Annotated in this window: 16 protein-coding genes; 9 read left to right on the top strand and 7 right to left on the bottom strand. The window is 60.8% G+C overall.

All coding sequences use genetic code 11. The features are described 5' to 3' along the window. The first annotated feature begins 120 nt into the window (after positions 1-120). Positions 121-2,682, top strand: coding sequence for a replicative DNA helicase (gene dnaB, locus BUE15_RS19120; RefSeq protein WP_084549195.1), 2,562 nt, complete (start codon positions 121-123; stop codon positions 2,680-2,682). A 106-nt stretch (positions 2,683-2,788) separates the two neighbouring features. On the opposite strand, the gene BUE15_RS21790 is transcribed toward dnaB, so the two are convergent. Further along, positions 2,789-3,397 carry a hypothetical protein gene (locus BUE15_RS21790; RefSeq protein ID WP_139252436.1) on the bottom strand — a complete coding sequence of 203 codons (609 nt, stop codon included), beginning with the start codon at positions 3,395-3,397 and terminating at the stop codon, positions 2,789-2,791. Between the two features lie 223 nt (positions 3,398-3,620). Here BUE15_RS21790 and BUE15_RS19110 point away from each other — a divergent pair, with 223 nt between their 5' ends. The 6 genes from BUE15_RS19110 (at position 3,621) to BUE15_RS19085 (ending at position 11,582) form a co-directional block, all read left to right on the top strand. Next, positions 3,621-3,977: a winged helix-turn-helix domain-containing protein gene (locus tag BUE15_RS19110; RefSeq protein ID WP_073288535.1), complete on the top strand. Its 357-nt coding sequence runs from the start codon at positions 3,621-3,623 to the stop codon at positions 3,975-3,977. Between the two features lie 61 nt (positions 3,978-4,038). Continuing rightward, entirely contained in the window at positions 4,039-6,600 is a 2,562-nt protein-coding gene (locus BUE15_RS19105) for a TonB-dependent receptor (RefSeq protein ID WP_073288533.1), read from the top strand. Positions 6,601-6,680: 80 nt separating this feature from the next. Continuing rightward, on the top strand, positions 6,681-7,268 hold the full coding sequence (locus tag BUE15_RS19100; protein ID WP_073288532.1) for a Crp/Fnr family transcriptional regulator: 588 nt from the start codon (positions 6,681-6,683) through the stop codon (positions 7,266-7,268). Between the two features lie 432 nt (positions 7,269-7,700). Further along, on the top strand, positions 7,701-8,240 hold the full coding sequence (locus BUE15_RS19095) for a (2Fe-2S)-binding protein (RefSeq protein WP_073288530.1): 540 nt from the start codon (positions 7,701-7,703) through the stop codon (positions 8,238-8,240). A 91-nt stretch (positions 8,241-8,331) separates the two neighbouring features. After that, positions 8,332-9,354, top strand: a complete 1,023-nt coding sequence (locus tag BUE15_RS19090) for an FAD binding domain-containing protein (RefSeq protein ID WP_073288528.1) — start codon at positions 8,332-8,334, stop codon at positions 9,352-9,354. Next, positions 9,351-11,582: a xanthine dehydrogenase family protein molybdopterin-binding subunit gene (locus BUE15_RS19085; RefSeq protein ID WP_073288526.1), complete on the top strand. Its 2,232-nt coding sequence runs from the start codon at positions 9,351-9,353 to the stop codon at positions 11,580-11,582. Before BUE15_RS19090 ends, BUE15_RS19085 begins: the two co-directional genes overlap by 4 nt. Positions 11,583-11,705: 123 nt before the next feature. Here the strand turns inward: BUE15_RS19085 and BUE15_RS19080 are convergent, their stop codons facing one another. From BUE15_RS19080 to BUE15_RS19070, 3 genes are all read right to left on the bottom strand, one after another. Then, positions 11,706-12,860: a DUF3800 domain-containing protein gene (locus BUE15_RS19080; RefSeq protein ID WP_073288524.1), complete on the bottom strand. Its 1,155-nt coding sequence runs from the start codon at positions 12,858-12,860 to the stop codon at positions 11,706-11,708. A gap of 85 nt (positions 12,861-12,945) precedes the next feature. Continuing rightward, on the bottom strand, positions 12,946-14,118 hold the full coding sequence (locus tag BUE15_RS19075) for an MFS transporter (RefSeq protein ID WP_073288522.1): 1,173 nt from the start codon (positions 14,116-14,118) through the stop codon (positions 12,946-12,948). 314 nt (positions 14,119-14,432) lie between these two features. Then, positions 14,433-14,993 (bottom strand): GNAT family N-acetyltransferase, encoded by a 561-nt coding sequence (locus BUE15_RS19070; RefSeq protein WP_073288521.1) that lies wholly within the window; start codon positions 14,991-14,993, stop codon positions 14,433-14,435. A gap of 245 nt (positions 14,994-15,238) precedes the next feature. Here BUE15_RS19070 and ygiD point away from each other — a divergent pair, with 245 nt between their 5' ends. After that, the gene (gene ygiD / locus BUE15_RS19065; protein WP_073288519.1) at positions 15,239-16,126 is read left to right on the top strand and encodes a 4,5-DOPA-extradiol-dioxygenase; all 888 of its coding nucleotides are present in this window, start codon (positions 15,239-15,241) and stop codon (positions 16,124-16,126) included. Between the two features lie 422 nt (positions 16,127-16,548). After that, entirely contained in the window at positions 16,549-19,203 is a 2,655-nt protein-coding gene (locus BUE15_RS19060) for an MGH1-like glycoside hydrolase domain-containing protein (RefSeq protein ID WP_073288563.1), read from the top strand. A gap of 8 nt (positions 19,204-19,211) precedes the next feature. Here BUE15_RS19060 and BUE15_RS19055 read toward each other — a convergent pair whose 3' ends face one another. The 3 genes from BUE15_RS19055 to BUE15_RS19045 all read right to left on the bottom strand — a co-directional run. Beyond that, positions 19,212-19,664, bottom strand: a complete 453-nt coding sequence (locus tag BUE15_RS19055) for an ankyrin repeat domain-containing protein (RefSeq protein WP_073288517.1) — start codon at positions 19,662-19,664, stop codon at positions 19,212-19,214. Between the two features lie 95 nt (positions 19,665-19,759). Continuing rightward, a complete protein-coding gene (locus BUE15_RS19050) occupies positions 19,760-20,827 on the bottom strand; it encodes a bile acid:sodium symporter family protein (RefSeq protein WP_073288515.1) in 1,068 nt (355 codons plus the stop codon). A 94-nt stretch (positions 20,828-20,921) separates the two neighbouring features. Further along, a partial coding sequence (locus BUE15_RS19045) for an IS5 family transposase (RefSeq protein ID WP_139252435.1) occupies positions 20,922-21,332 on the bottom strand: 411 nt, incomplete at its 5' end.

The raw sequence follows: 21,332 nt of genomic DNA, 5'->3' as shown, positions 1-21,332 counted from the left end.
CGAACCTGCTTACCTTGTAGTGCCTACCTGCTGATGAACGACCGGATGGATGACCGCCTGAAACTATCGGCCTCGCGAGCCAAAGCCGCCTGGAACAGCCGCCCTACGCCGGCTCTTCCAATGGGTGGCCCCGCCGGCAAACTTCCTCCGCAGGCGCTAGAGTTGGAGGCCGCCGTTCTGGGCGCCCTCATGCTCGAAAAGGACGCCCTGACCACCGTTATTGATATACTGAAGCCCCAGAGCTTCTACAAAGACGGGCACCAGCGCATCTTCAAGGCCATCCTGAACCTGTTCGACAAGTCGGAGCCGATTGATATTCTGACCGTCACGCACGAGCTGCGCGAGATGGGCGAGCTGGAGGCCGCCGGCGGCGCACACTATGTAGCCAACCTCACGTTCAAGGTCAATTCGGCCGCCAACATCGAGTACCACTCCCGCATCATCACCGAAAACGCCATCAAGCGGGAGCTGATCAACATTGCCAGCACCATTCAGCGCGACGCTTTCGAGGATACCACCGACGTGTTCAACCTGCTCGACAGCACGGAGCAGGCGCTGTTTGAAGTGTCGGAGTCGAACATCCGCAAGAACTTCGACGACATGCGCAGCCTGATGGGCAAGGCCATCAAGGAGCTGGAAGAAAAGAAAGACCAGAAGGACGGCCTGACCGGCGTGCCCTCCGGCTTCTCGGCCCTGGATCGGGTAACCTCAGGCTGGCAACCATCTGACCTTGTGATTATTGCGGCTCGGCCGGGCATGGGTAAGTGTCTGGGCAAAGGCACGAAAGTGCTGATGTACGACGGCACCCTGCGCAAGGTGGAGGATGTGCGCGAGGGTGAACTGCTCATGGGCGACGACTCTATGCCGCGCCGCGTGTTGAACATTGCCCGGGGCCGCGAAAACATGTACTGGGTGCGCCAGAACAAAGCCGAGGCCTACCGCGTCAACGAAAGCCACATCCTCTCGCTGAAGCGCAGCCGCACCGAGGGCCCGCACCGCCACGGCGACGTGCTCAACATCACCGTAAAGGACTGGCTCGGCAAGTCTGACAAGTTCCGCTCCAACTACAAGGGCTACAAAGTGCCGGTGGAGTTTGCCGCGCGGGAAGTGCCGGTTGATCCGTATTTCCTGGGCGTGTGGCTCGGCGACGGTGCATCTGACAACTGCCGCATCACGGGCCAGGACCCGGAAATTATCGAGTATCTGCACCAGTACGCTGCCGAACTGGACATGCAGGTGACCGTAGGCGTAGTGGCAGACCGCTGCAACAGCTACGGCATCACGCGCGGCCGGCAGGGTGGCAGCATCGCCCAGTACTCGCTGCAGGACGAGTTGCGCCAACTGGGCGTACTCGGCGATAAGCATATTCCGCAGCAGTACCTGAGTAACAGTACCGAAAACCGCCTGCGCCTGCTGGCCGGCCTCATCGACTCCGACGGCCACCTGGACCCGGTGTCCAACGGGTACGAAATCACCCAGAAAAACCACCGCCTGGCCCGCCAGATTAAGTTTCTGGCCGACTCGCTGGGCTTCCGCACTTCCCTGAAAAAGAAGCGCGCGACTATTAGCCGCAGCGGCTACGAAAGCGAGGTGTACCGGGTGCGTATCTACGGCGACATCAACCGGGTGCCTGTGCGGGTGGCTCGCAAGAAAGCGCAGCCGTGGAAAAGCCCCATAGACTGGCGCATGACCGGTATTGCGGTGGAATTCGACCAGGTGGATGATTATTACGGCTTCGCTATTGATGGCAATCGGCTGTTTCTGCTGCAGGATATGACGGTGACGCACAACACTGCTTTCGTGGTATCCGCCATGCGCAACGCGGCGGTGGAGTTCAAGAAGCCGGTGGCTATTTTCTCGCTGGAAATGTCGTCGCTGCAGCTCGTGAATCGCCTGATTTCAGCGGAAGCCGAGCTGGACTCCGAGAAAATCAAGAAAGGCAACCTCGCCGACTACGAGTGGGCGCAGCTCAACCATAAGATTTCCAGTTTGTCGTCGGCGCCCATCTACATTGATGACACGCCGGGCCTCAGCATCCGGGAGCTGCGCACCAAGTGCCGCCGCCTCAAAGCCCACCACGACATCCAGATGATCATCATTGACTATCTGCAGCTGATGACGGGCAACACCGACGGCAAAGGCGGTGGCGGCAACCGGGAGCAGGAAATTGCCTCAATTTCGCGGGCGCTCAAGGGCATTGCCAAGGAACTGAACGTGCCGGTGCTGGCCCTGTCGCAGCTGTCGCGCTCCGTGGAAACCCGGGGCGGCGACAAAAAGCCCCAACTCAGTGACCTTCGCGAATCGGGCTCCATCGAGCAGGATGCCGACATGGTAATCTTCCTGTATCGTCCGGAGTACTACAAGATTACGGAAGATGAAATGGGCAACCCGACTCAGGGAACGGGTGAGGTAATTATTGCCAAGCACCGGAATGGCTCCCTGGAAACGGTGCAGCTGAAGTTTATCGGCAAGTTCACCAAGTTTGCCGACCTCGACGGCGCGGGCGGCTTCGGCGATGCTGGCTTCAACCCCGGTGCTTTTCCCACCAGCACCTTCGACGACGACCCCTCGGCCTTTGCGCCCAACACAATCCGGCTGGGCTCGCGCATCAACAACGACGGCCCGCCGCCGGCGCAGCCCTTCCCCCGCAGCAACTTCGACGACGGCCCGCCGCCGTTCTAACCCCCGCTTTCCGGCGCATTGATCCGGTGCCCGGCCAACGCAAAACGGCGCCTCCAGCCCAGGGTTGGAGGCGCCGTTTTGCGTTCAATAAAGCTCAGATCCGGCTCTAAATATCACCACCGAAGCCAGAGCCTGCCTCATCATAGGCGCTGCCGGAGTTGCGGTTTGCCATAGAGGACTTGTTGGCGGAGCCGGAGCTGGATGCAGAGGATGAGCCTGCCGAATTCTGGTGGCTGCCGGCCTGGTAGCTGCCGCCGGCCCGCGACTCGTTTTGCCGGTCGAGGCCACCTGAGTAGCCGGCACGGGAATCAGCTGGCGAAGTGCTTTGGTAGCCTTTGCCGGAGCCCCGGTAGGGTTTGTCGTATACTTTGGGGCTGGCGGATTTTCCGGAGCGCAGGGCTAGGTAGCCCAAGCCAGCCAGCGCGGCGGCTCCCGCTACTTTCTGTGTGGTGCTCATCTTGCCGATCTGGCTCCAGGAACTGGTGCAGAAGTCGCGCACACCCTGCGGAAGCTGGTCCAGGAGCTGTTGCAGGCCGGCAGATTCCGTCTGGTTTTTGCTATCGGCTGGCTGTTGCTTTTGAGACGAGGAGCCGGCTGATGAGCTGGATTGAGTTGTTTGTTTGGTACCGGTATCGGGCTGAGAAGAGTTTTGGGACTGACCAGGAGTGGTACCGCCCATCGTGGTGCCTGGGGTTGCAGCTTGATTGGGTTCCATGGGGATGCAGGGAAAGAAGTGGTACATGCGTAAAACAGCCAACCTGGCTGATACTAAGAGTGGTATCCGAAGAAAGCAGGGGTTAGGTTGCGGACGAGTTGCGTTTTTTCGCTTGGGCCTGAGGCTGTGGAATAGTGGCCATTGCCGACGAGTGGCGGCCCGCCGGCATTCCCGGAAACTGGCAGCACAGCGTCAGTACAAAGGTTTTTGTAAGATTGCACCCATGAAAAACCTGCTCCACCCCGACCTGAACTTTCGCCTCAACGGCCGCCTGTGGGTGGAAACGGACGACGACCGGTTCATGGGCATTGGGCGGCTGGAATTGCTGACGCAGATTCAGGAGCAGGGCTCCATCTCGAAGGCCGCGCAGCAGATGGGCATGTCGTACAAGCGGGCCTGGAACTTGGTTAGCTCCCTTAATGCGCAGGCAGCAGCGCCTGTAGTGCACACCCAGACCGGCGGCAAGCGCGGCGGCGGTGCCGAAGTAACGCCCGCAGGCCAGCAGCTGATCCAGGAGTATCGGGAGTTGCAGGAGCGGTTTCAGGCGTTTATGGCGGCGGAAGCGGCGCGGCTATTCTAACGTTTTCCTCTGCGTAGAACCTCGAAGGCATTTCGTCGTTATGTTTGAGAAAATATAACGCATGCTCCACACTACTCTGCTTCTGCTTATTTCCACCGCGCCACCCGATACTACCCGCCGGGTGCAGCAGCTGGGTGAGGTAGTGGTGGCCGCCTCGAAGGTGGAGGAAAGTATCCTGCAGTCGCCGGTGACGGTGGAGAAGCTGACGGCACGGCAGCTGCGCCTGACGCCGGCCCCGTCGTTTTTCGAGGCCATTGAGCACGTGAAGGGTGTGCAGGTGATTACGCCCAGCCTGGGCTTCAAGGTGATAAACGCCCGAGGCTTCAGCAATACCACCAACGTGCGCTTCGCTCAGCTCGTGGATGGCATCGACAACCAGGCGCCCCATATCGGTGGGCCCATCGGCAACGTGCTGGGCCCGAGTGACCTGGATATTCAGGCCGTGGAAATCGTGCCGGGCACGGCGGCCGCGTTGTACGGGCTGAACGCCATCAACGGCTTGACCAATTTCAGCACCCGTAACCCGTTTCGCAGTGAGGGGCTCAGCGTGCAGCAGAAGGCAGGGGCGAACCATGTAAACGACGCCAACACAGGCGCGCACGTCTTCTCCGAAACCAGTGTGCGCTACGCCAAAGCCGTAAGCCCGAAGCTCGCCTTCAAGGTGAACGGCACCTACCTGCGCGGCTACGACTGGATGGCCAGTGACCCTACCGATATCAACCCCAACGGCAACGCCACCACCGGCCTGCTGGGTCCCGATAACCCCGCCCGTGACCCGGTGGGCAGCTACGGCAACGAATCCTCGAACCGCTCTAACCTGACGTTAGGCGGCAAAACCTACCAGGTGGCCCGCACCGGCTACCGGGAGCAGGACGTGGTGGACTACCGCCTGCACACCCTGCGCTACGACGCGGCCCTGCATTACAAGCTGAACCCCCGCGCCGAGCTGGCCTACACCTATCGGGGCGCCAACTTCGACAACGTGTACCAGCGCAGCAACCGGTTTCAGCTCAGCAAGTACCACCTACAGCAGCACGCCCTGCAGCTGACTACGCCCGTGGTGCAGGCCCGCGCCTACTTCACCCGGGAAAATACCGGCCGCAGCTACAACCTGCGCTCTATGGCCGAAAACCTGGACCGCAGCTTCAAGTCCGACGCCGACTGGAACCGGGAATATACCTCGGCCTGGAACCGGGCTACGCAGGACGGCCATACCGTAGCACAGGCCCACGCCGCGGCCCGCGCTGCCGCCGATGCGGGCCGCCTGCAGCCCGGCACCCCCGCGTTTCAGCAGCGCCTGCGCGAGCTGGCCGACATCAACAACTGGGACCAGGGCGCGGCCCTGCGCGTACGGGCTGGCCTGCTCCACGCCGAGGGTCAGGTGAACGTGGGGGAGGCCCTGCGCCGGGACACCAAGGGCCTGCCCGCCTGGGCCGACCTGCTGGTGGGGCTCGACCACCGCACCTATTTCATTCAGCCCGACGGCAACTATTTCATCAATCCCGAGCAAGGGGAGGACCCCTACAGCACGCTCACCTACGGCAAAACCGGCGGCTTCGTGCAGGCCGGGGCGCGGCTGCTGGAGCAGAAAATCCGCCTCACGGCTACCCTGCGCGCCGACAAGAACGACTACTTCTCCGCCCGCTTCAACCCGCGCTTCACGGCGGTGTACTCGCCTACCCAGCGCCACAACTTCCGGCTGAGCTACCAGAGTGGCTACCGTTTCCCGAGCTTGTTTGAAGGGTTTTCCAATGTGAACAGCGGGCAGGTAAAGCGCATCGGGGGGCTGCGGGTGATGTCGGACGGAGTGTTTGAGAATAGCTACCTGCGCAGCTCCATCGATGCCTTTGGCGCGGCCGTCACGCGCGACGTGAACACCGGTGGCCTCTCGCGCAGCCAGGCCATTGCCCGCAACCAACAGCTGCTGGTGAAGAACCCCTACACCTACCTGCTGCCCGAGCACATCAGGTCCCTGGAGCTGGGCTATAAGGCGGCCCTGCTGCCCGGTGGCCACCTGCTGACCGACGTGGACTTCTACTACAATACCTACCGCGACTTTATTGCCCAGGTAGAAGCCTACGTGCCCGTGAATGCTGCCGGCGAGCCGCTTGCTGCCGGTGCCGACCTAGGCGCCGTAGCTACCGCTCTGAGCGCCCGCGCCGGCCAGGCGCGCTACCGCCTCTGGACCAACTCCCAAAGCCAGGTGTACAACTACGGCGGCTCCCTGGGCCTGCGCTACGACGTAGCGGGCGGCTACCTGGCCGGCGCCAGCGTCACCTACGCCCGCCTCGACCGCACCGAGTCTGCCGATGGGCTGGAAGATGGCTTCAACACCCCGCGCTGGGCCTACAACCTGAGCCTGGGCAATGAGGATGTAATCAAGAACTTCGGCTTTGGCCTCAACTTCCGCTGGCAGGCACGCTATTACTCCCAGACCTTCCTGGTAACTGGCTACGTGCCCGCCTACAGTACCCTCGATGCCCAGGTCAGCTACCGCCTGCCTACCCCCAATCTGCGCCTGAAGCTCGGCGCCAGCAACCTCCTGAACCACTACTACGTGAGCTACCTCGGCGGCCCCGGCGTCGGCGGATTGTACTACCTGCAGATGACGTATGGGCTGTGAAAACGGTAGCCGGTGAAAATTGTCCGTCATCCTGAGCAGAAAAGTAGACGGGTAACTAACTTCTGCCTTTCTTGCCCTCCATGCCCGACACCCTCCGTACCTATTTCCGGCAGCACAACCTGCCCCTCTCCGAAACCCAGCTCACCGAGCTGGAAAGCCTGCTCACGCCGCGCCGCCTGGCCCGGCACGAGGTGTTGGTGCGCCAGGGGGAGGTAGGGCGCTTCGGTGCTTTCGTGCTGCAAGGCTGCCTGCGCGGCTTCGTCACGGATGAGCGCCAGAAGGAGCACATCCTGCAGTTCGCACCCGAAAACTGGTGGATTTCCGACCAGCACAGCCTCACGCGGCAGCAGCCGGCCCTGTTTTCCATTGATGCCCTGGAAGACTCCGAGGTGCTGGTGTTCGGGGCGGAGTTCTATGCGCGGCTGCAGTCCTTGGGGCCCGGGTTTCAGGCGCTGTTTTACCAGCTGCTGCAAAACAGCCTGGTGGCCCTGCAGCGCCGCCTGATTGGGGTGCTCAGCGAACCGGCCGAGGTGCGGTATCAGGAGTTTCTGCAGCTTTACCCCACGCTGGCCCGGCGGCTGCCGCAGCGCCACATTGCCGCCTACCTCGGCATCACGCCCGAATCCCTGAGCCGCATCCGGGGCGAGCTGGCTCGGGGGGAGGGGTAGAGGTGCTACCAAGAAAGCACCGGCTGTGGAGACACAATATCTTGCGTCTCGCCGTGGCTAAGGTCATTTACTTTGCCAATTCCGGGTTGTTCGTTCAACGGCGAGACGCAAGCTGTTGCGTCTCTACAAGTGCTAGCGGTTGCTAGTTAGGACATGCCGTTTTTCGGGCGTGCAGCGGAGGCCGTAGGCTATGTCGCGAAGCTTCTGCCGCTTCGATACGTAATTTAGAATCATTATGTATATGTAATTAACTGACTGATAGTTAAAGGGTCATTGTTAGGCCAATCGAAATATAGGATTCTAAGCAGGACAAATACGCCGCCCGGCGGAACGCGGCGGCCGGCACAGGCGTAAGCAAGCAGGCTGTTGGGCTCTGATGAGCCGGACGGCCCGTGTTTTCTCCGTACCTCAACGCCTTCCTGTTCTTTCTCTATGCTACACCCATCCACTTCCTCCGCAGCGGGGGCTGCCGGAGTGGCCGCGCCGCCTCCCACGGGCACGGTGCGCCTCACCATCAACGGCCAGCAGCACACGCTCCAGATTGCGCCCTGGACCACTCTGCTCGATGCCCTGCGCGAATACGTGCACCTGACCGGCACCAAAAAAGGCTGCGACCATGGCCAGTGCGGGGCCTGCACGGTGCTGGTAAACGGCAAGCGCATCAACAGCTGCCTCTCCCTGGCCGTGATGCACGAAGACCACGACATCACCACCATCGAGGGCCTGGGCAGCCAGTCAACTCTGCACCCGCTGCAGCAGGCCTTCATCGACCACGACGCTTTCCAGTGCGGCTACTGCACGCCGGGTCAGATCTGCTCGGCTCAGGGCCTCATCAACGAAGGCCGGGCCCACACCGAGGAGGAAATCAAGGAGCACATGAGCGGCAACCTCTGCCGTTGCGGCGCCTACGCCGGCATTCTGAATGCGGTGAAGGAAGTGGTGGATGCGAAAAGTAATGAGGTGAAGAGGTAAAAGGTGATGAAGTAAGCTGCTGTCAAGCTAGTAGCAGCTGCACTCTTTCAACTGCCTCACAATCTGCTTTATCACCTCATCACCCGAGACCATGAACCCATTCACTTACTCCAGCGTTACGGCCGTCGAGGACGCCGTGCGCGACAACGCCAGCCACGAGGGCGCGGCCTACATCGGGGGCGGCACCAACCTGCTCGACCTGATGAAGGAAAACGTGGCGCGCCCTACCCACCTGGTGGGGCTGAACAAGCTGCCGCTGACCGCCATTGAACCTACCCCCGAAGGCGGCCTGCGCCTGGGCGCCCTCGCCACCAACGCCGATACGGCCTGGAACGAGGAAGTAAAGCGCCGTTACCCGCTGCTGAACCAGGCTATTCTGGCCGGCGCGTCGCCGCAGCTGCGCAACATGGCCACCAACGGCGGCAACCTCATGCAGCGCACCCGCTGCTACTATTTCTACGACACGGCCACGCCCTGCAACAAGCGGGAGCCCGGCTCAGGCTGCAGCGCCATCGGGGGCTTCAACCGCATTCATGCCATTTTGGGCACCAGTGAGCAGTGCATTGCCACCCACCCTTCGGATATGTGCGTTGCCCTGGCCGCTCTAGCCGCCACAGTGCGCGTGAGCGGGCCCAGCGGCGAGCGGACCATTCCGTTTGAGGATTTCCACCGCCTGCCCGGCAACACCCCGGAGCGCGACAACAACCTGGAACCCGGTGAGCTGATTACCGGCCTCGATCTGCCCGCCAAAGGCTTCGAGAAGAACTTCAGCTACCTCAAGCTCCGCGACCGAAACTCCTATGCCTTTGCCCTGGTATCGGTGGCGGCGGCTCTGGAGCTGGACGGCAATACCATCACCGATGCCCGCCTGGCCCTGGGCGGCGTGGCCCACAAGCCCTGGCGCGACCAGGAGGCCGAAAATCTGCTCAAAGGTCAGCCCGCCACCCCCGAAACCTTCGCCCGCGCCGCTGCCAAAGTGGTGGAAGGCGCTCAGGGCTACGGCTCCAACAACTTCAAGATTGAGCTGGCCCGCCGCGCCATTGTGCGCGCCCTCAAGCAAGCCGCCGAAGGCAGCCAGCACGCATCCGACGTCTTTTTAAACTCGAATCCATGAGCACGACCAACTATATCGGCAAGCCCACGAGTCGGGTTGACGGCCCGGCCAAGGTGACGGGCGCCGCCACCTACGCCGCCGAGTTTCAGGTGCCTAACATGGCCTATGGCTGGGTCGTGAGTAGCTCCATTGCCAAAGGCCGCATTACCAAAGTACATGCCGACGAAGTGCTGGCCATTCCGGGCGTGCTGCAGGTATTTTCGCACGAAAACGTGCCCAGTCTGGCCTGGTTCGACCGCAACTACAAAGACGATGTGGCCCCCGGCGGCTCGCCCTTCCGGCCCCTGCACGAAGACAAAATCCAGTTCAACCAACAGCCCATTGCCCTGGTAGTGGCCGAAACGCTGGAGCTGGCCCGCTACGCCTCCGCGGTGCTGCGCATCGACTACGAAGAGGAGAAGCACGAAACCGACATCGAAGCCAAGCGCGACGAAGGCTTCGAGCCCGGCACCGGCAAAAGCGGCTGGATGCCGCCACCGCCGCCCCGCGGCAACCCCGACAAAGCCTGGGCAGAGGCCGAGCACCGCATCGAGCACGAGTACGTGCACGGCGCCCAGCACCACAACCCCATGGAACTGTATGGGGCCACCGTGGAGTGGCGCGGCGACAAGAAGCTGACGGTCTATGACAAGACCCAGGGGGTAGTAAACGTGCAGAACTACCTCACCAAAATCTTTGGGCTGAGCAAAGACGACTGCCGGGTAATCAACCAATACATGGGCGGCGGCTTCGGCTCGGGCCTGCGGCCGCAGTACTCGGTGTTTCTGGCTGTGCTGGCCTCCCTGGAGCTGAAACGCTCGGTGCGCGTCACGCTCACGCGCCAGCAGATGTTCAGCTTCGGCCACCGGCCCCACACCCTGCAATACGTGAAGCTGGGCACCAACCCCGATGGCACTCTGGCCGCCCTGCAGCACCACGCCCTCCACGAAACCTCGCAGTTTGAGGAGTACACCGAAAACGTGGTGAACTGGAGCGGCATGCTCTACCAGTGCGAAAACGTGAAGCTGGGCTACCAGCTGGCCAAGCTGGATGTATTTACGCCCCAGGATATGCGCGCGCCCGGCGCCGCCACCGGCTCTTTCGCCCTGGAAGTAGCCATGGACGAAATGGCCGTCGCCGCCGGCCTCGACCCCATCGACTTCCGCATCCGCAACTACGCCGAGCAGGACCAGAACGCCGGCAAGCCCTTCTCCAGCAAGCGCCTGCGCGACTGCTACCATCAGGGCGCGGCCAAGTTCGGCTGGGACCAGCGCAACCCGGAGCCGCGCTCCATGCGCAAAGGCAACCGCCTGGTGGGCTACGGCATGGCCGGGGGCGTGTGGGATGCCACCCAGAAGAAAGCCGCCGCCAAGGCTACCCTCACCGCCGACGGTAAGCTGCTGGTTTCCAGCGCCACCGCAGACATCGGGACGGGTACCTACACCATCATGACCCAGATTGCGGCCGAAACCCTGGGCCTGCCTCTGGAGGCCGTCACCTTCAAGCTCGGCGACACCGACATGCCCGAAGCCCCCGTGCAGGGCGGCTCCTGGACCGCCGCCTCGGTGGGTACGGCCGTGAAAAACGTGTGCGAAGCCCTCGGCGAGAAGCTGCTCAAGCTGGCTCAGAAGATGGAAGGCTCGCCCCTGAAAGGCGCCAGCCTGGACGAAGTGGAGTTCGTGAACGGCCAGATCCGCCTGCGCCAGGACCCCGCCAACGCCGTGGTACTCCGCGACGTGCTGCAGGCCAGCGGCGAAACCAAGCTGGAAACGGATAGCTCGGCCGCACCCAACATGCTCAAGCAGGCCAACCACTCCATGCACTCGCACAACGCCGTGTTTGTGGAGGTGGAGGTAGATGAGGAATTTGGGACGGTGCACGTCACGCGCGTGCTCAACGCCGTGGCCGCCGGCCGCATCCTGAACCCCAAAACCGCCCGCTCGCAGGTGCTCGGCTCCATTGTGTGGGGCATCAGCATGGCCCTGATGGAGGAAACCGTGATGGACCACCAGTTTGGGCGCTACATGAACCACAACTACTCGGAGTACCACATCCCCGTGCAGGCCGATATCCACGACATGGAGGTGCTGTTCGTGGAGGAGGAAGACGATATTGTGAATCCACTGGGCGTGAAGGGGGTAGGCGAAGTGGGCCTGCTGGGCGTAGCCGCCGCCATCACCAACGCCGTGTACCACGCCACTGGCAAGCGCGTCCGTGAACTCCCGATTTATCTGGACAAGCTGCTGTAATCCAGCCTGCCGTAGCACAGAAAAGCCCCGGTGCCATAAGGTGCCGGGGCTTTTTGGTGGAGTGGTAAGTAGGCAGAACTTTATTTCAGATTTTAGGGAAGAGCCGTTATTTAATTGGTTTACTCAATCCCTTTCTATTTCATCTAGCATTTTTCTCAATTCTAAGTATTCGACTCTATCGAGCAGGTCTAGCTCATTTCCTGTAGCTAGTTTTATAGCTTTTCTGGCTTCTTTTATCCGGTTAACCATCGGTAGGATGATCCTTTTACCATGGTTTATAAATGTGTCTAAATCCTTTGCTGATATTGGTATCTTATATCCCTCTCTGCCAGAGGCGATTAATACTCCATTGTCTCTCAGGTTGCCAACTACCTTTGTTCTAAAGTACTCTTCTTGTATTCTTTCATATCTATTCTGATTTAAGTGACTAAATATTTCGTGTGAAGTAATATACCTGTTTCTAGGATTTGCTCTCTGTAGCCAAAGCAGAAGTTTGAGAAAGTTGATTTGATCTGCTCGTTGCTGACTGTCGCCTATATGCTTGTCAAGAAAATTCTGAACTCGTAGAAAGCATAATTCTGCTATCCTTTCATCAAAAGAATTATCAATATTGGATTCTTTAAATTCTTTAAAGGAAAAGTCTTTCGGAAAATAATTTATGCTGCTTATTTTTGGAGAAAGAATTTGTTGAAATGTGTGGCTATGTTCTGATTTTTTTAATTCGTCGTATATATACCCTAAGGTTCCTGCAATAAAATCTGCTAGTTGAATAAACTCGCTGTTTTTGCTGTTTGTAATGCTGAAATCGGAATCAGAGAATAAGCTAAGTAAATGGTCCTTGTCTACATACTTTTTAAACTCCCGCATAAAATCATTTCCTCCATGTTCATCCACCTTTAAGTCAAGGTTAGGAAATGTTCTAAAGAGTTCTTTGTAAAGAAGATTATTTAAAAATTTATAGAATGATTTCTTGTAGTTGAATCCCTGTCCTGATAATTTTCTTTTGTCAAATACTACGGCATATATAGAAATATCTAACTTTGCTATGTCTTCAAGGATTTTTTTACGTCGTACGTGATTAGGACCTACTTTACTAGATTTAATCTCGCCTGATTGAAAGTTGTGTTTTTTTCTTATTTCGTTGATTCCTTCTCTTAGAGAGTCTATTTTTTCTGGCTTTGTAATGACTGTGGCTATAATAAAATGACTTCCTTGGTTTTGAAAGTCAAATGAATTATTCCCGAACTCGTCTGCAAATGCTACTACTTTTTGGTTCATAAGGTTTGTAGATTATTAATTCCGTTCACATTGTATAGTTCAGTAAACCTATGCAATGGCCTATTTATGGCAATATAACCTAAGTTCAATCTAAATCATCCTGCCGCCTACGCCGCAACCCCCACAGCCCCAGTGCCGGCCCCACGGTCAGCGGCAGCAGCAGATACGGCGGAGGCACGCTGCGGGCCAGCAGGCTGGTCAGCTGAATGCTGGCAATGGTGAGGGCAAAGCCCAGGCAGTTGACGATGGTGAGCGAAGTGCCCCGCGAGGCGGCCGGCGCGTTCTGCGCCACCAGCGTCGAGAACAGCGGCGAATCGGCCACCACCACTACCCCCCAGAAAAACAGAAACCCCAGCAGCAGCGCCACCGAGCCACTCCCCAGCACCAGCGGCGACACCACGCAGCACACCCCCGACAAAGCCAGCGCCGCCGTAGCCACCGGGCGCGGCCCCAGCCGCTGCGAGAGCAGCCCGCTGCCCACGCAGGCCACGCTCCCCACCCCAATGATCAGAAACGAGAGCAGCGGCACCGGCAGCGCCACGCTGGGGTGGAGGCGGTTGTAGGCCGCCAGCAGCACCGGCACGAAGGCCCAAAACGTGTACAGCTCCCACATGTGCCCGAAGTAGCCGAACGCCGCCGCCCGAAACGCCGGCTCCCGGAACCCCGCCAGAAACGCCGTAAGCCGCAGCTGCTGCCCGGCGCGGCGGTAGGGCCCATCGGGCACGAGCAGCACCAGCGCTACCCCGCCCAGCACCGCCAACCCCGAGGTGGCCAGCGTCACATACTGCCACGGCAGCTGGGCGGTAGCCGCTTTCAGCAGGTGCGGAAACGCCGTGCCCAGCACCAGCGCCCCCACCAGAAACCCCAACGACTTTCCCAGGCCACTCTGGTAGTAGTCGGCGGCTATTTTCATGCCCACGGGGTAGATGCCGGCCAGGAAAAACCCCGTCAGGAACCGCAGCGCCAGTAGCTCCGGGGCCCCGATGCCGCTCAGGTTTACACCCAGGTTGCAGGCCGCCGCCAGCAGGGCACTCACGCAAAACACCCGCGAAGGCGAAAACCGGTCGGCGAGGGCCAGCAGGGCGAAGGTGAGCGTGCCGGTGATGAAACCCAGCTGCACGGCGCTGGTGAGCGTGGCCACAAAACCCGGTGGCTGATGGAGCTGAGCGGCTATATCCGGGGCTACGGCGTTGCCGGCAAACCACAGCGAGGTGCAGAAAAACTGCGCCCCCACGATGGTGGGTAGGATGCGGGACATGAAGGCTTGGGCAGGACTGGTAGGGCAGGACTGGTAGGGTAGGAGCGGAATCGGCTGGCAAGTTGCCGAAAGTTCGGCACCAACGCTGAGGGTATATCGGCAGCAGTGCCCAGCCGATAAGAACGGTCATTCTGAGCTTGCCGACGAATCTCGCGTGCTGACGTTGGGGTACCGAACCGGGCCGGTGTAGAGACGCAACATAGTGCGTCTTGGGGCGGGTGGCTGTTGCTTTGCGGGTATGGCTTGGGGAAGCTGGTCGTCAGAAACCTGTCGTTCCACGACGAGACGTACTATGCTGCGTCTCGACACCCGTATCAGCTTACTCTTGCTGTGGTTGCGCAGGCCAGCTCGTAATACTGGTTGCCGTTGAAGGCAAACTCCCGGATAACCGCCAGCCCCAGCTTGCGAGTGTGGGCGGCGTAGGAGCGGCCATTGATGCGGTTGATAAACGTGACCAGCACCGGATAGCGCGTCGCCATCTGGGCCCGCGAGAAGTCGAAAATCTGCTTCAGCAGGCCGCTACCCCGGTAGGCTTTATCGACGCAGACGGGGCCGTACTGGTAGGAGTTTTCCGTAGTCAGTCGATAGCCGGCGTATTCCAGGTTCGGTAAGTCGGCAATCATGTGGGCAAAAATCGGCCACTCCGCCCAGAACTGCCACGAAGCCGCCATAACGTAGGCCACCACCTGCCCCTCGTCCGTGGCAACGGACAAACCCTGTTCCTGCTCAATCAGCTGCGTGAGCTGCTCGCGGGTAAAGGCCGTCGTCACGAAGCCGTCGGGCTTGTCTTCCTCGGCAATAGTGGCTAGCTGGTACTTCTGGTGCAGGGCCAGTACCCCGTCGATGTCTTCTAGGCTGGCTAGTTTGAGTTGCATAGTGGGGGGAGGGGTAGGAGGTGGTTAGGCAGAGGCGTGCAAACTGCAGGAAATAACCAGAACGTCACGTCAAAAAACAACCAGCACGCGAGATGTCTCGACTTCGCTCGACATGACGTTCTGGTTGTTGGGGGCGGCTTGCGGATAGCAGCACTATAGGTGACGCCTGTTGTTTCTTATCATACATCAAGGAAGCCCTATCTACGCCGGGGTACCTTTGTCAGGTACTACTTATCTTCCACCGCATGCACCGCAAAGATTTCCTCAAAGCCCTGGCCGTGCTGCCTTTCGCTACTGCTATGAACTCCCTGCAAGACCTCCATAAAACTGCCAGCTCCTTCCAGAAAACGGCCAAAATGCCCGTGCTCTTCGTGGGCCACGGCTCGCCCATGAATGCGCTGGCCGATAACCCCTTCACCCAGACCCTGCACCAGCTGGGCCGGGATATCCGCAACCTGCAGCCGCCGCGGGCCGTGCTGGTGGTGTCGGCGCACTGGCTGACGCGCGGCACCTTCGTGGCCGTGAACGAGCGGCCCGAAACCATCCACGACTTCGGCGGCTTCCCGCAGGAGCTGTTCGAGATGCAGTACCCCGCGCCCGGCGCCCCCGATGTGGCCCGCGAGGTGCTGGCTGCCTTGCCCGACGCGCACCCCACCGACGAGTGGGGCCTCGACCACGGCACCTGGACGGTGCTGCACCACGTCTTCCCGGAGGCCGATATTCCGGTGTTCCAGCTCAGCATCGACTACCACAAGCCCATTACCTACCACGCCGAGCTTTCCCGGCAGCTACAGTTTCTGCGCCGCCGCGGCGTGCTCATTCTGGGCAGCGGCAACATCGTGCACAACCTGCGCCAGAGCATGCCCAAGCTGATGGCCGATGATGCCACGCCCTACGCCTGGGCCCAGGAGTTCGACGAGTGGGCCAAAGCCAAAATCGACCAGCGCGACCTGCACGCCCTGGCCCACTACCAGCAGGCCGGGGCCAGCGGCCCTCTCTCGGTGCCCACCCCCGACCACTACATCCCGATGCTCTACAGCCTGGCCCTGGCCGAGCCCGATGACGACATCCGCCACGCCTACGAGGAAGTGAGCTTCGGGGGCATGAGTATGCGCACCTTTGTGGTGGGGTAGAGCCCCGGAAGTGTCCGGATACAAATACATCGAAGCACTTCCGGGCCGGAAGTGTCCGGATACAAATACATCGAAGCACTTCCGGGCCGGAAGTGCCCGGATATAAATACATGCGGGCTCTTCCGGCCCGGAAGTGCTCCGATGTAATTGTATCTGTGCTCTTCCGCAGAGGAAGTGGGCAGATGTAATGGTTTCGGCGCTCTTCCGCAGTGGAAGTGCTTTGCTGTAATGATTTCGGCGCTCTTCCACTCAGGAAGTGGCCGGAAACAGCGCGGCCGGCGTAGTAGCCAGGACGGACTCCACAGCAACCCTTTCCTGAAAAAGTGAGTAGGGCAACACTTCATCCGATGGCTTCGGCCGGAGCAGTTTCGGGCCTGTACCACGCCGCCGGCCGTATCGGGAAGGCCACGAGCTACCTATTTATGACGCAGGAACAACTACGCTTAGCGGAAGCCAACGCCGACACAACCCCCTGGAAGAAGTTCGGGCCCTACCTCACGGAGCGGCAGTGGGGCACCGTGCGCGAAGACTACAGCGCCGGCGGCAACGCCTGGGACTACATCACCCACGACATGGCCCGCAGCAAAGCCTACCGCTGGGGCGAAGAGGGCCTGGGCGGCATCTCCGACGACCGGCAGCTGCTGTGTTTTGGCGTGGCCCTCTGGAACGGGCAGGATGAAATGCTGAAAGAGCGCCTGTTTGGCCTCACCAACGGCCAGGGCAACCACGGCGAGGACGTGAAGGAGCAGTATTACTACCTCGATAGTACGCCCACGCACTCCTACATGCGCATGCTCTACAAGTATCCGCAGTCGAAGTTTCCGTACCGGAAGCTGGTGCGCGAAAACGCCCGCCGCACCCGCCAGGAGCCCGAATACGAGCTGCTCGATACCGGCATCTTCAACAAAAGCCGCTACTTCGATGTGTACATCGAGTACGCCAAGGCCGGCCCCGAAGACCTGCTGATTAAGATAACGGTACACAACCGCGGCCCCAAGCGCGCCCACGTGCAGGTGCTGCCGCAGCTCTGGTTCCGCAACACCTGGAGCTGGGACGCCGCCGCTGCCCGCCCCGAAATGCGCCTCTCGCAGCCCGGTGCGGTGCACGCCGAGCACCCCGACCTGGGCCACTACCACCTCTACTGCGAGCCGCACCACTCCGCCGAAGCGCCGGAGCTGCTGTTCTGCGAAAATGACACCAACGGCACCCGCCTCTACGGGCTGCCCGCCGAGGGCATGTACTTCAAGGACGGCATCAACGACTACGTGGTGCACGGCGAGCAGGGCGCCATCAATCCGGCGCAGACGGGCACCAAGGCGGCGGCCCGCTACCGCCTGAGTCTGCCGGCCGGGCAGGCCCACACCATCCGGCTGCGCCTGAGCCAGCCCTGGCAGGATACGCCCTTCGCCGATTTCGACCACCTTTTTGGGGCGCGGCAGCAGGAAGCCGACGAGTTCTACAACTGCCTGCAGGAAAGCCTGCCCCCCGACCCGGACGCGCGCAACGTGCAGCGCCAGGCCTTTGCGGGCATGCTCTGGAGCAAGCAGTTCTACTACTACGACGTAACGCAGTGGCTCAAGGGCGACCCGGCCGGGCTACCGCCGCCGCCGGAGCGGCTGAAGGGGCGCAACCGGCAGTGGCAGCACCTGCACAACGCCGACATCATCTCCATGCCCGACAAGTGGGAGTATCCGTGGTATGCGGCCTGGGACCTGGCGTTTCATTGCATTCCGCTGGCGATGGTTGATACCGAGTTTGCCAAGCAGCAGCTCCGCCTGTTCATCCTGGACCGCTACATGCACCCCAACGGCCAGCTGCCGGCCTACGAGTGGAATTTCTCCGACGTGAACCCGCCCGTGCACGCCTGGGCTACGTGGCGCGTGTACCAGATGGACAAAAAGCTGCGCCAGGGCGAAGGCGACCGGGTATTTCTGGAAGCCATGTTCCATAAACTGGCCCTGAATTTTGCGTGGTGGGTCAACCGCAAAGACCGGAGCGAGCAGAACATCTTCGAGGGGGGCTTCCTGGGCCTGGACAATATCGGGGTGTTTGATAGAAGCGCCCCGCTGCCCACCGGCGGCTACATCGAGCAGTCGGACGGCACGAGCTGGATGGCCATGTTTGCCCTCAACATGATGCGCATTGCCATGGAGCTGGCCCGCCACAACCACGTGTATGAGGAAATGGCCGGTAAGTTCTTCGAGCATTTCCTCTACATCGCCGATGCCATGACCCGCGGCGGTGACGGGTTGTTCAACCTCTGGGACGAAGAAGACGGGTTCTACTACGACGTGCTGCACACCCCCGACGAAACGCGCACCAAGCTCAAAGTCCGCTCCATCGTGGGCCTGATTCCGCTGTTTGCGGTGGAAGTGGTAGACCAGGACATGCTGGATGCGCTGCCCGGCTTTACGGCCCGCGCCACGTGGCTGCTGCAGAACCGGCCTCATCTGGCCCAGCTGGTGAGCCGCTGGCAGGAGCCCGGCCGCGGCGCCCGCCATCTGCTGGGTTTGCTGCGGCAGTCCCGCCTCCGGCAGCTGCTTACCCGCATGCTCGACGAGCAGGAGTTTCTCTCCGACTACGGCATCCGGGCTATGTCGCGCCACCATCTGGAGCAGCCGTACGTGTTCAGCACCGAGGAGGCCGATTTTGTGGTGCAGTACGTGCCCGGCGAGGCTGAAAGCAGCATGTTCGGCGGCAACAGCAACTGGCGCGGCCCGCTCTGGATGCCCATCAACTTCCTCATCGTCGAGTCGTTGCAGCGCTACCATTTCTACTACGGCGACAGTTTCAAGGTGGAGTACCCCACCGGCTCCGGCCAGCTGCTCAACCTGCAGCAGGTAGCGGCTGCCCTGGCCGACCGCCTCGCCCGCCTGCTGCTGAAAGATAAGGACGGCCGCCGCCCCGCTTTCGGGACCAACGAGCTGCTGCAGACCGACCCGCACTTCCGCGACAACCTGCTTTTCCACGAGTACTTCCACGGCGACACCGGCCACGGCCTGGGGGCCAGCCACCAAACCGGCTGGACGGGCCTGGTAGTGCGACTGCTGCAGATGCGCCCGCAGCCTCCGGCGTAAAAGCGGCCTTAGCGGCTTTTGGTCTGGATCAGCTTGACTACGGCCGCGTTGCCGCCTTCCTTGGCGTTGGCCAGCACGTCCTTGCCTTCCTTGTCTTTGGCTTTGGGGTTGGCGCCATTGGCCAGCAGAAACTCTACCACCTCCAGGCTGCCCTGCGCGGCTGCCGCCATCAGGGCCGTTGCCTGAAAAGAGTCGGTTTGATCTATCTGCGCCTTGTGCTTCACCAGAATCTTCACCAGCTCCAGCTGCCCGTTGCCGGCCGCCAGTATCAGGAAGTTGGTGGGAAAGCCGGGCATCATCTCCACCGGCGCATTGGCATCGGCGCCGCCGGCCAGCAGTCTTTCCAGCACTTCCGGCTGATTTTTTACCACGGCCGCGTACACCTTTTGTGTGGGCGTCTGGGCATGGGCAGCAGTCAGGCTTCCCAGAAATAAGGCAAAAACGAGAAGAAGTGTCTTCATGCCGGGAATAGGAGAGTTGGGCTAGAAAACAGCCCCAAACATACATCCAAACCGGCCTATATGCCTGGCCTCTGCCGCTGACCATACCGACTACATCAGGCGGCCGATGTGGCCGGTAGTTCTTCGGCCTGCCGGCCCATGCGCTGGGCCATCATGCTGGCCAGCATAATCTGCAGGGCATGATACAGCATAAGCGGCAGCAGCAGCAGCCCCGTGGCAGCCATGCCCGGAAACAGCAGGCTGGCCATTACGCTGCCATGCACTAACGACTTTTTGGAGCCGCAGAACAGGGCCGTAATCCGGTCTTCGCGGGAGAAGCCCAGTGCCCGGCTCAGCCCCCACACCACTCCAAAGATACCAAGGTAAAGTCCAATCATGCCCAGGCTCAGCAGCAGGATGTCGCGGGCCGCAAAAGTGCGGAAAATGCCTTCCTCAAACGACTCGCAGAAGGCCGTGAAGACAATCAGCAGAATCACGACCTGGTCGGAGATGCGGAGCGCGCCTTTGTGCTGCTCGGCAAAGTGGCCGAAGCGGCGGTTGAGCAGCACACCCGCCGCTACCGGCAGCACCACCTGCCACACCAGGCTGGCGGCCAGGTTCCAGAGGTGGCCGCTGTCGGCGGAGGTGTGCAGAAACAGGCTGGCCCAGAGCGGCGTGAGCACAATGCCCAGCAGGCTGCTGATGCTGGCGTTGAAGATGGCCGCCGGCAGATTGCCGCGCGCAATGCTCACCATCACTACCGAGGTAGAAACCGTGCTGGGCAGCGTGCACAGAAAGAAAATGCTTTGCCAGAGCTGCGCGCCCTTGGCACCCTCAAACAGCGGCCGCACCAGCAGCGCCAGCACCGGAAACACCACAAACGTGATGAGCTGCACCACCACGTGCAGGTGCCAGTTGCGCAGGCCCGCCTTTAGCTTGTCGAGGCTGAGCTTCAGCCCGTAGAAGAAGAAAATCAGGGCTACCCCCACTGTCGTAATCAGCTTCCAGGGAATGACACTACTCTGGCTGCCCACCGCCGGCACGAGGTAGGCCAATACCACCGCCGCTACCAGCCCCAGCAGAAACCAGTCGAGCAGCCCGGCGCGGCGGAGCAGGGCCAGCAGGCGGTTTTCGGGGGGCAGTACCGGGGCAGGAGTGGGGCGCGGGGCAGCAGGCTGAGTCATAAATGAGGCAAAAGAAAAGCGTCAGACTAAAGGAGTCTGACGCTTGCAGGCAGTACGAACGGGTGCAAAAAGAAGTTGAGCGGGCTAAGAGTGTCTAACAAAACCGTTTAACGGCTCTCCAGGTGATGAGTGCGCAGGCGAACCAAGTGAAGGCCAGGTGGATGTCGTCGCGTCGTTCGTAGCGCACGCGCACGCGGCGGAAGCGGTTGAGCCAGGCAAAGGTGCGCTCCACCACCCAGCGGTGCCGCCCCAGCCGCTGGCTGGATTCAATGCCGCGGCGGGCGATGCGGCACTTGATGCCGCGCCTGCGCAGGGCCACACGGCACTTACGGTAGTCGTAGCCCTTGTCGGCGTGGAGCTTGCCGGGGCGCTTGCGCGGGCGGCCACGAGGCTGGCGCACGGCCGGTACAGCATCGAGCAATTCGGCAAACACGGTCGAATCGTGCGCGTTAGCCCCGCTCAGCTGCACGGCCAGCGGTGTGCCGCGCCGGTCTACCAGCAGGTG

Origin of the sequence: Hymenobacter psychrotolerans DSM 18569 (genome assembly GCF_900142395.1) — a bacterium.
GTDB classification, from domain to species: Bacteria; Bacteroidota; Bacteroidia; order Cytophagales; family Hymenobacteraceae; genus Hymenobacter; species Hymenobacter psychrotolerans.
The sequence above is the reverse complement of the archived record's forward strand: the minus strand, read 5'-3'. Positions and strand labels throughout refer to the sequence as shown.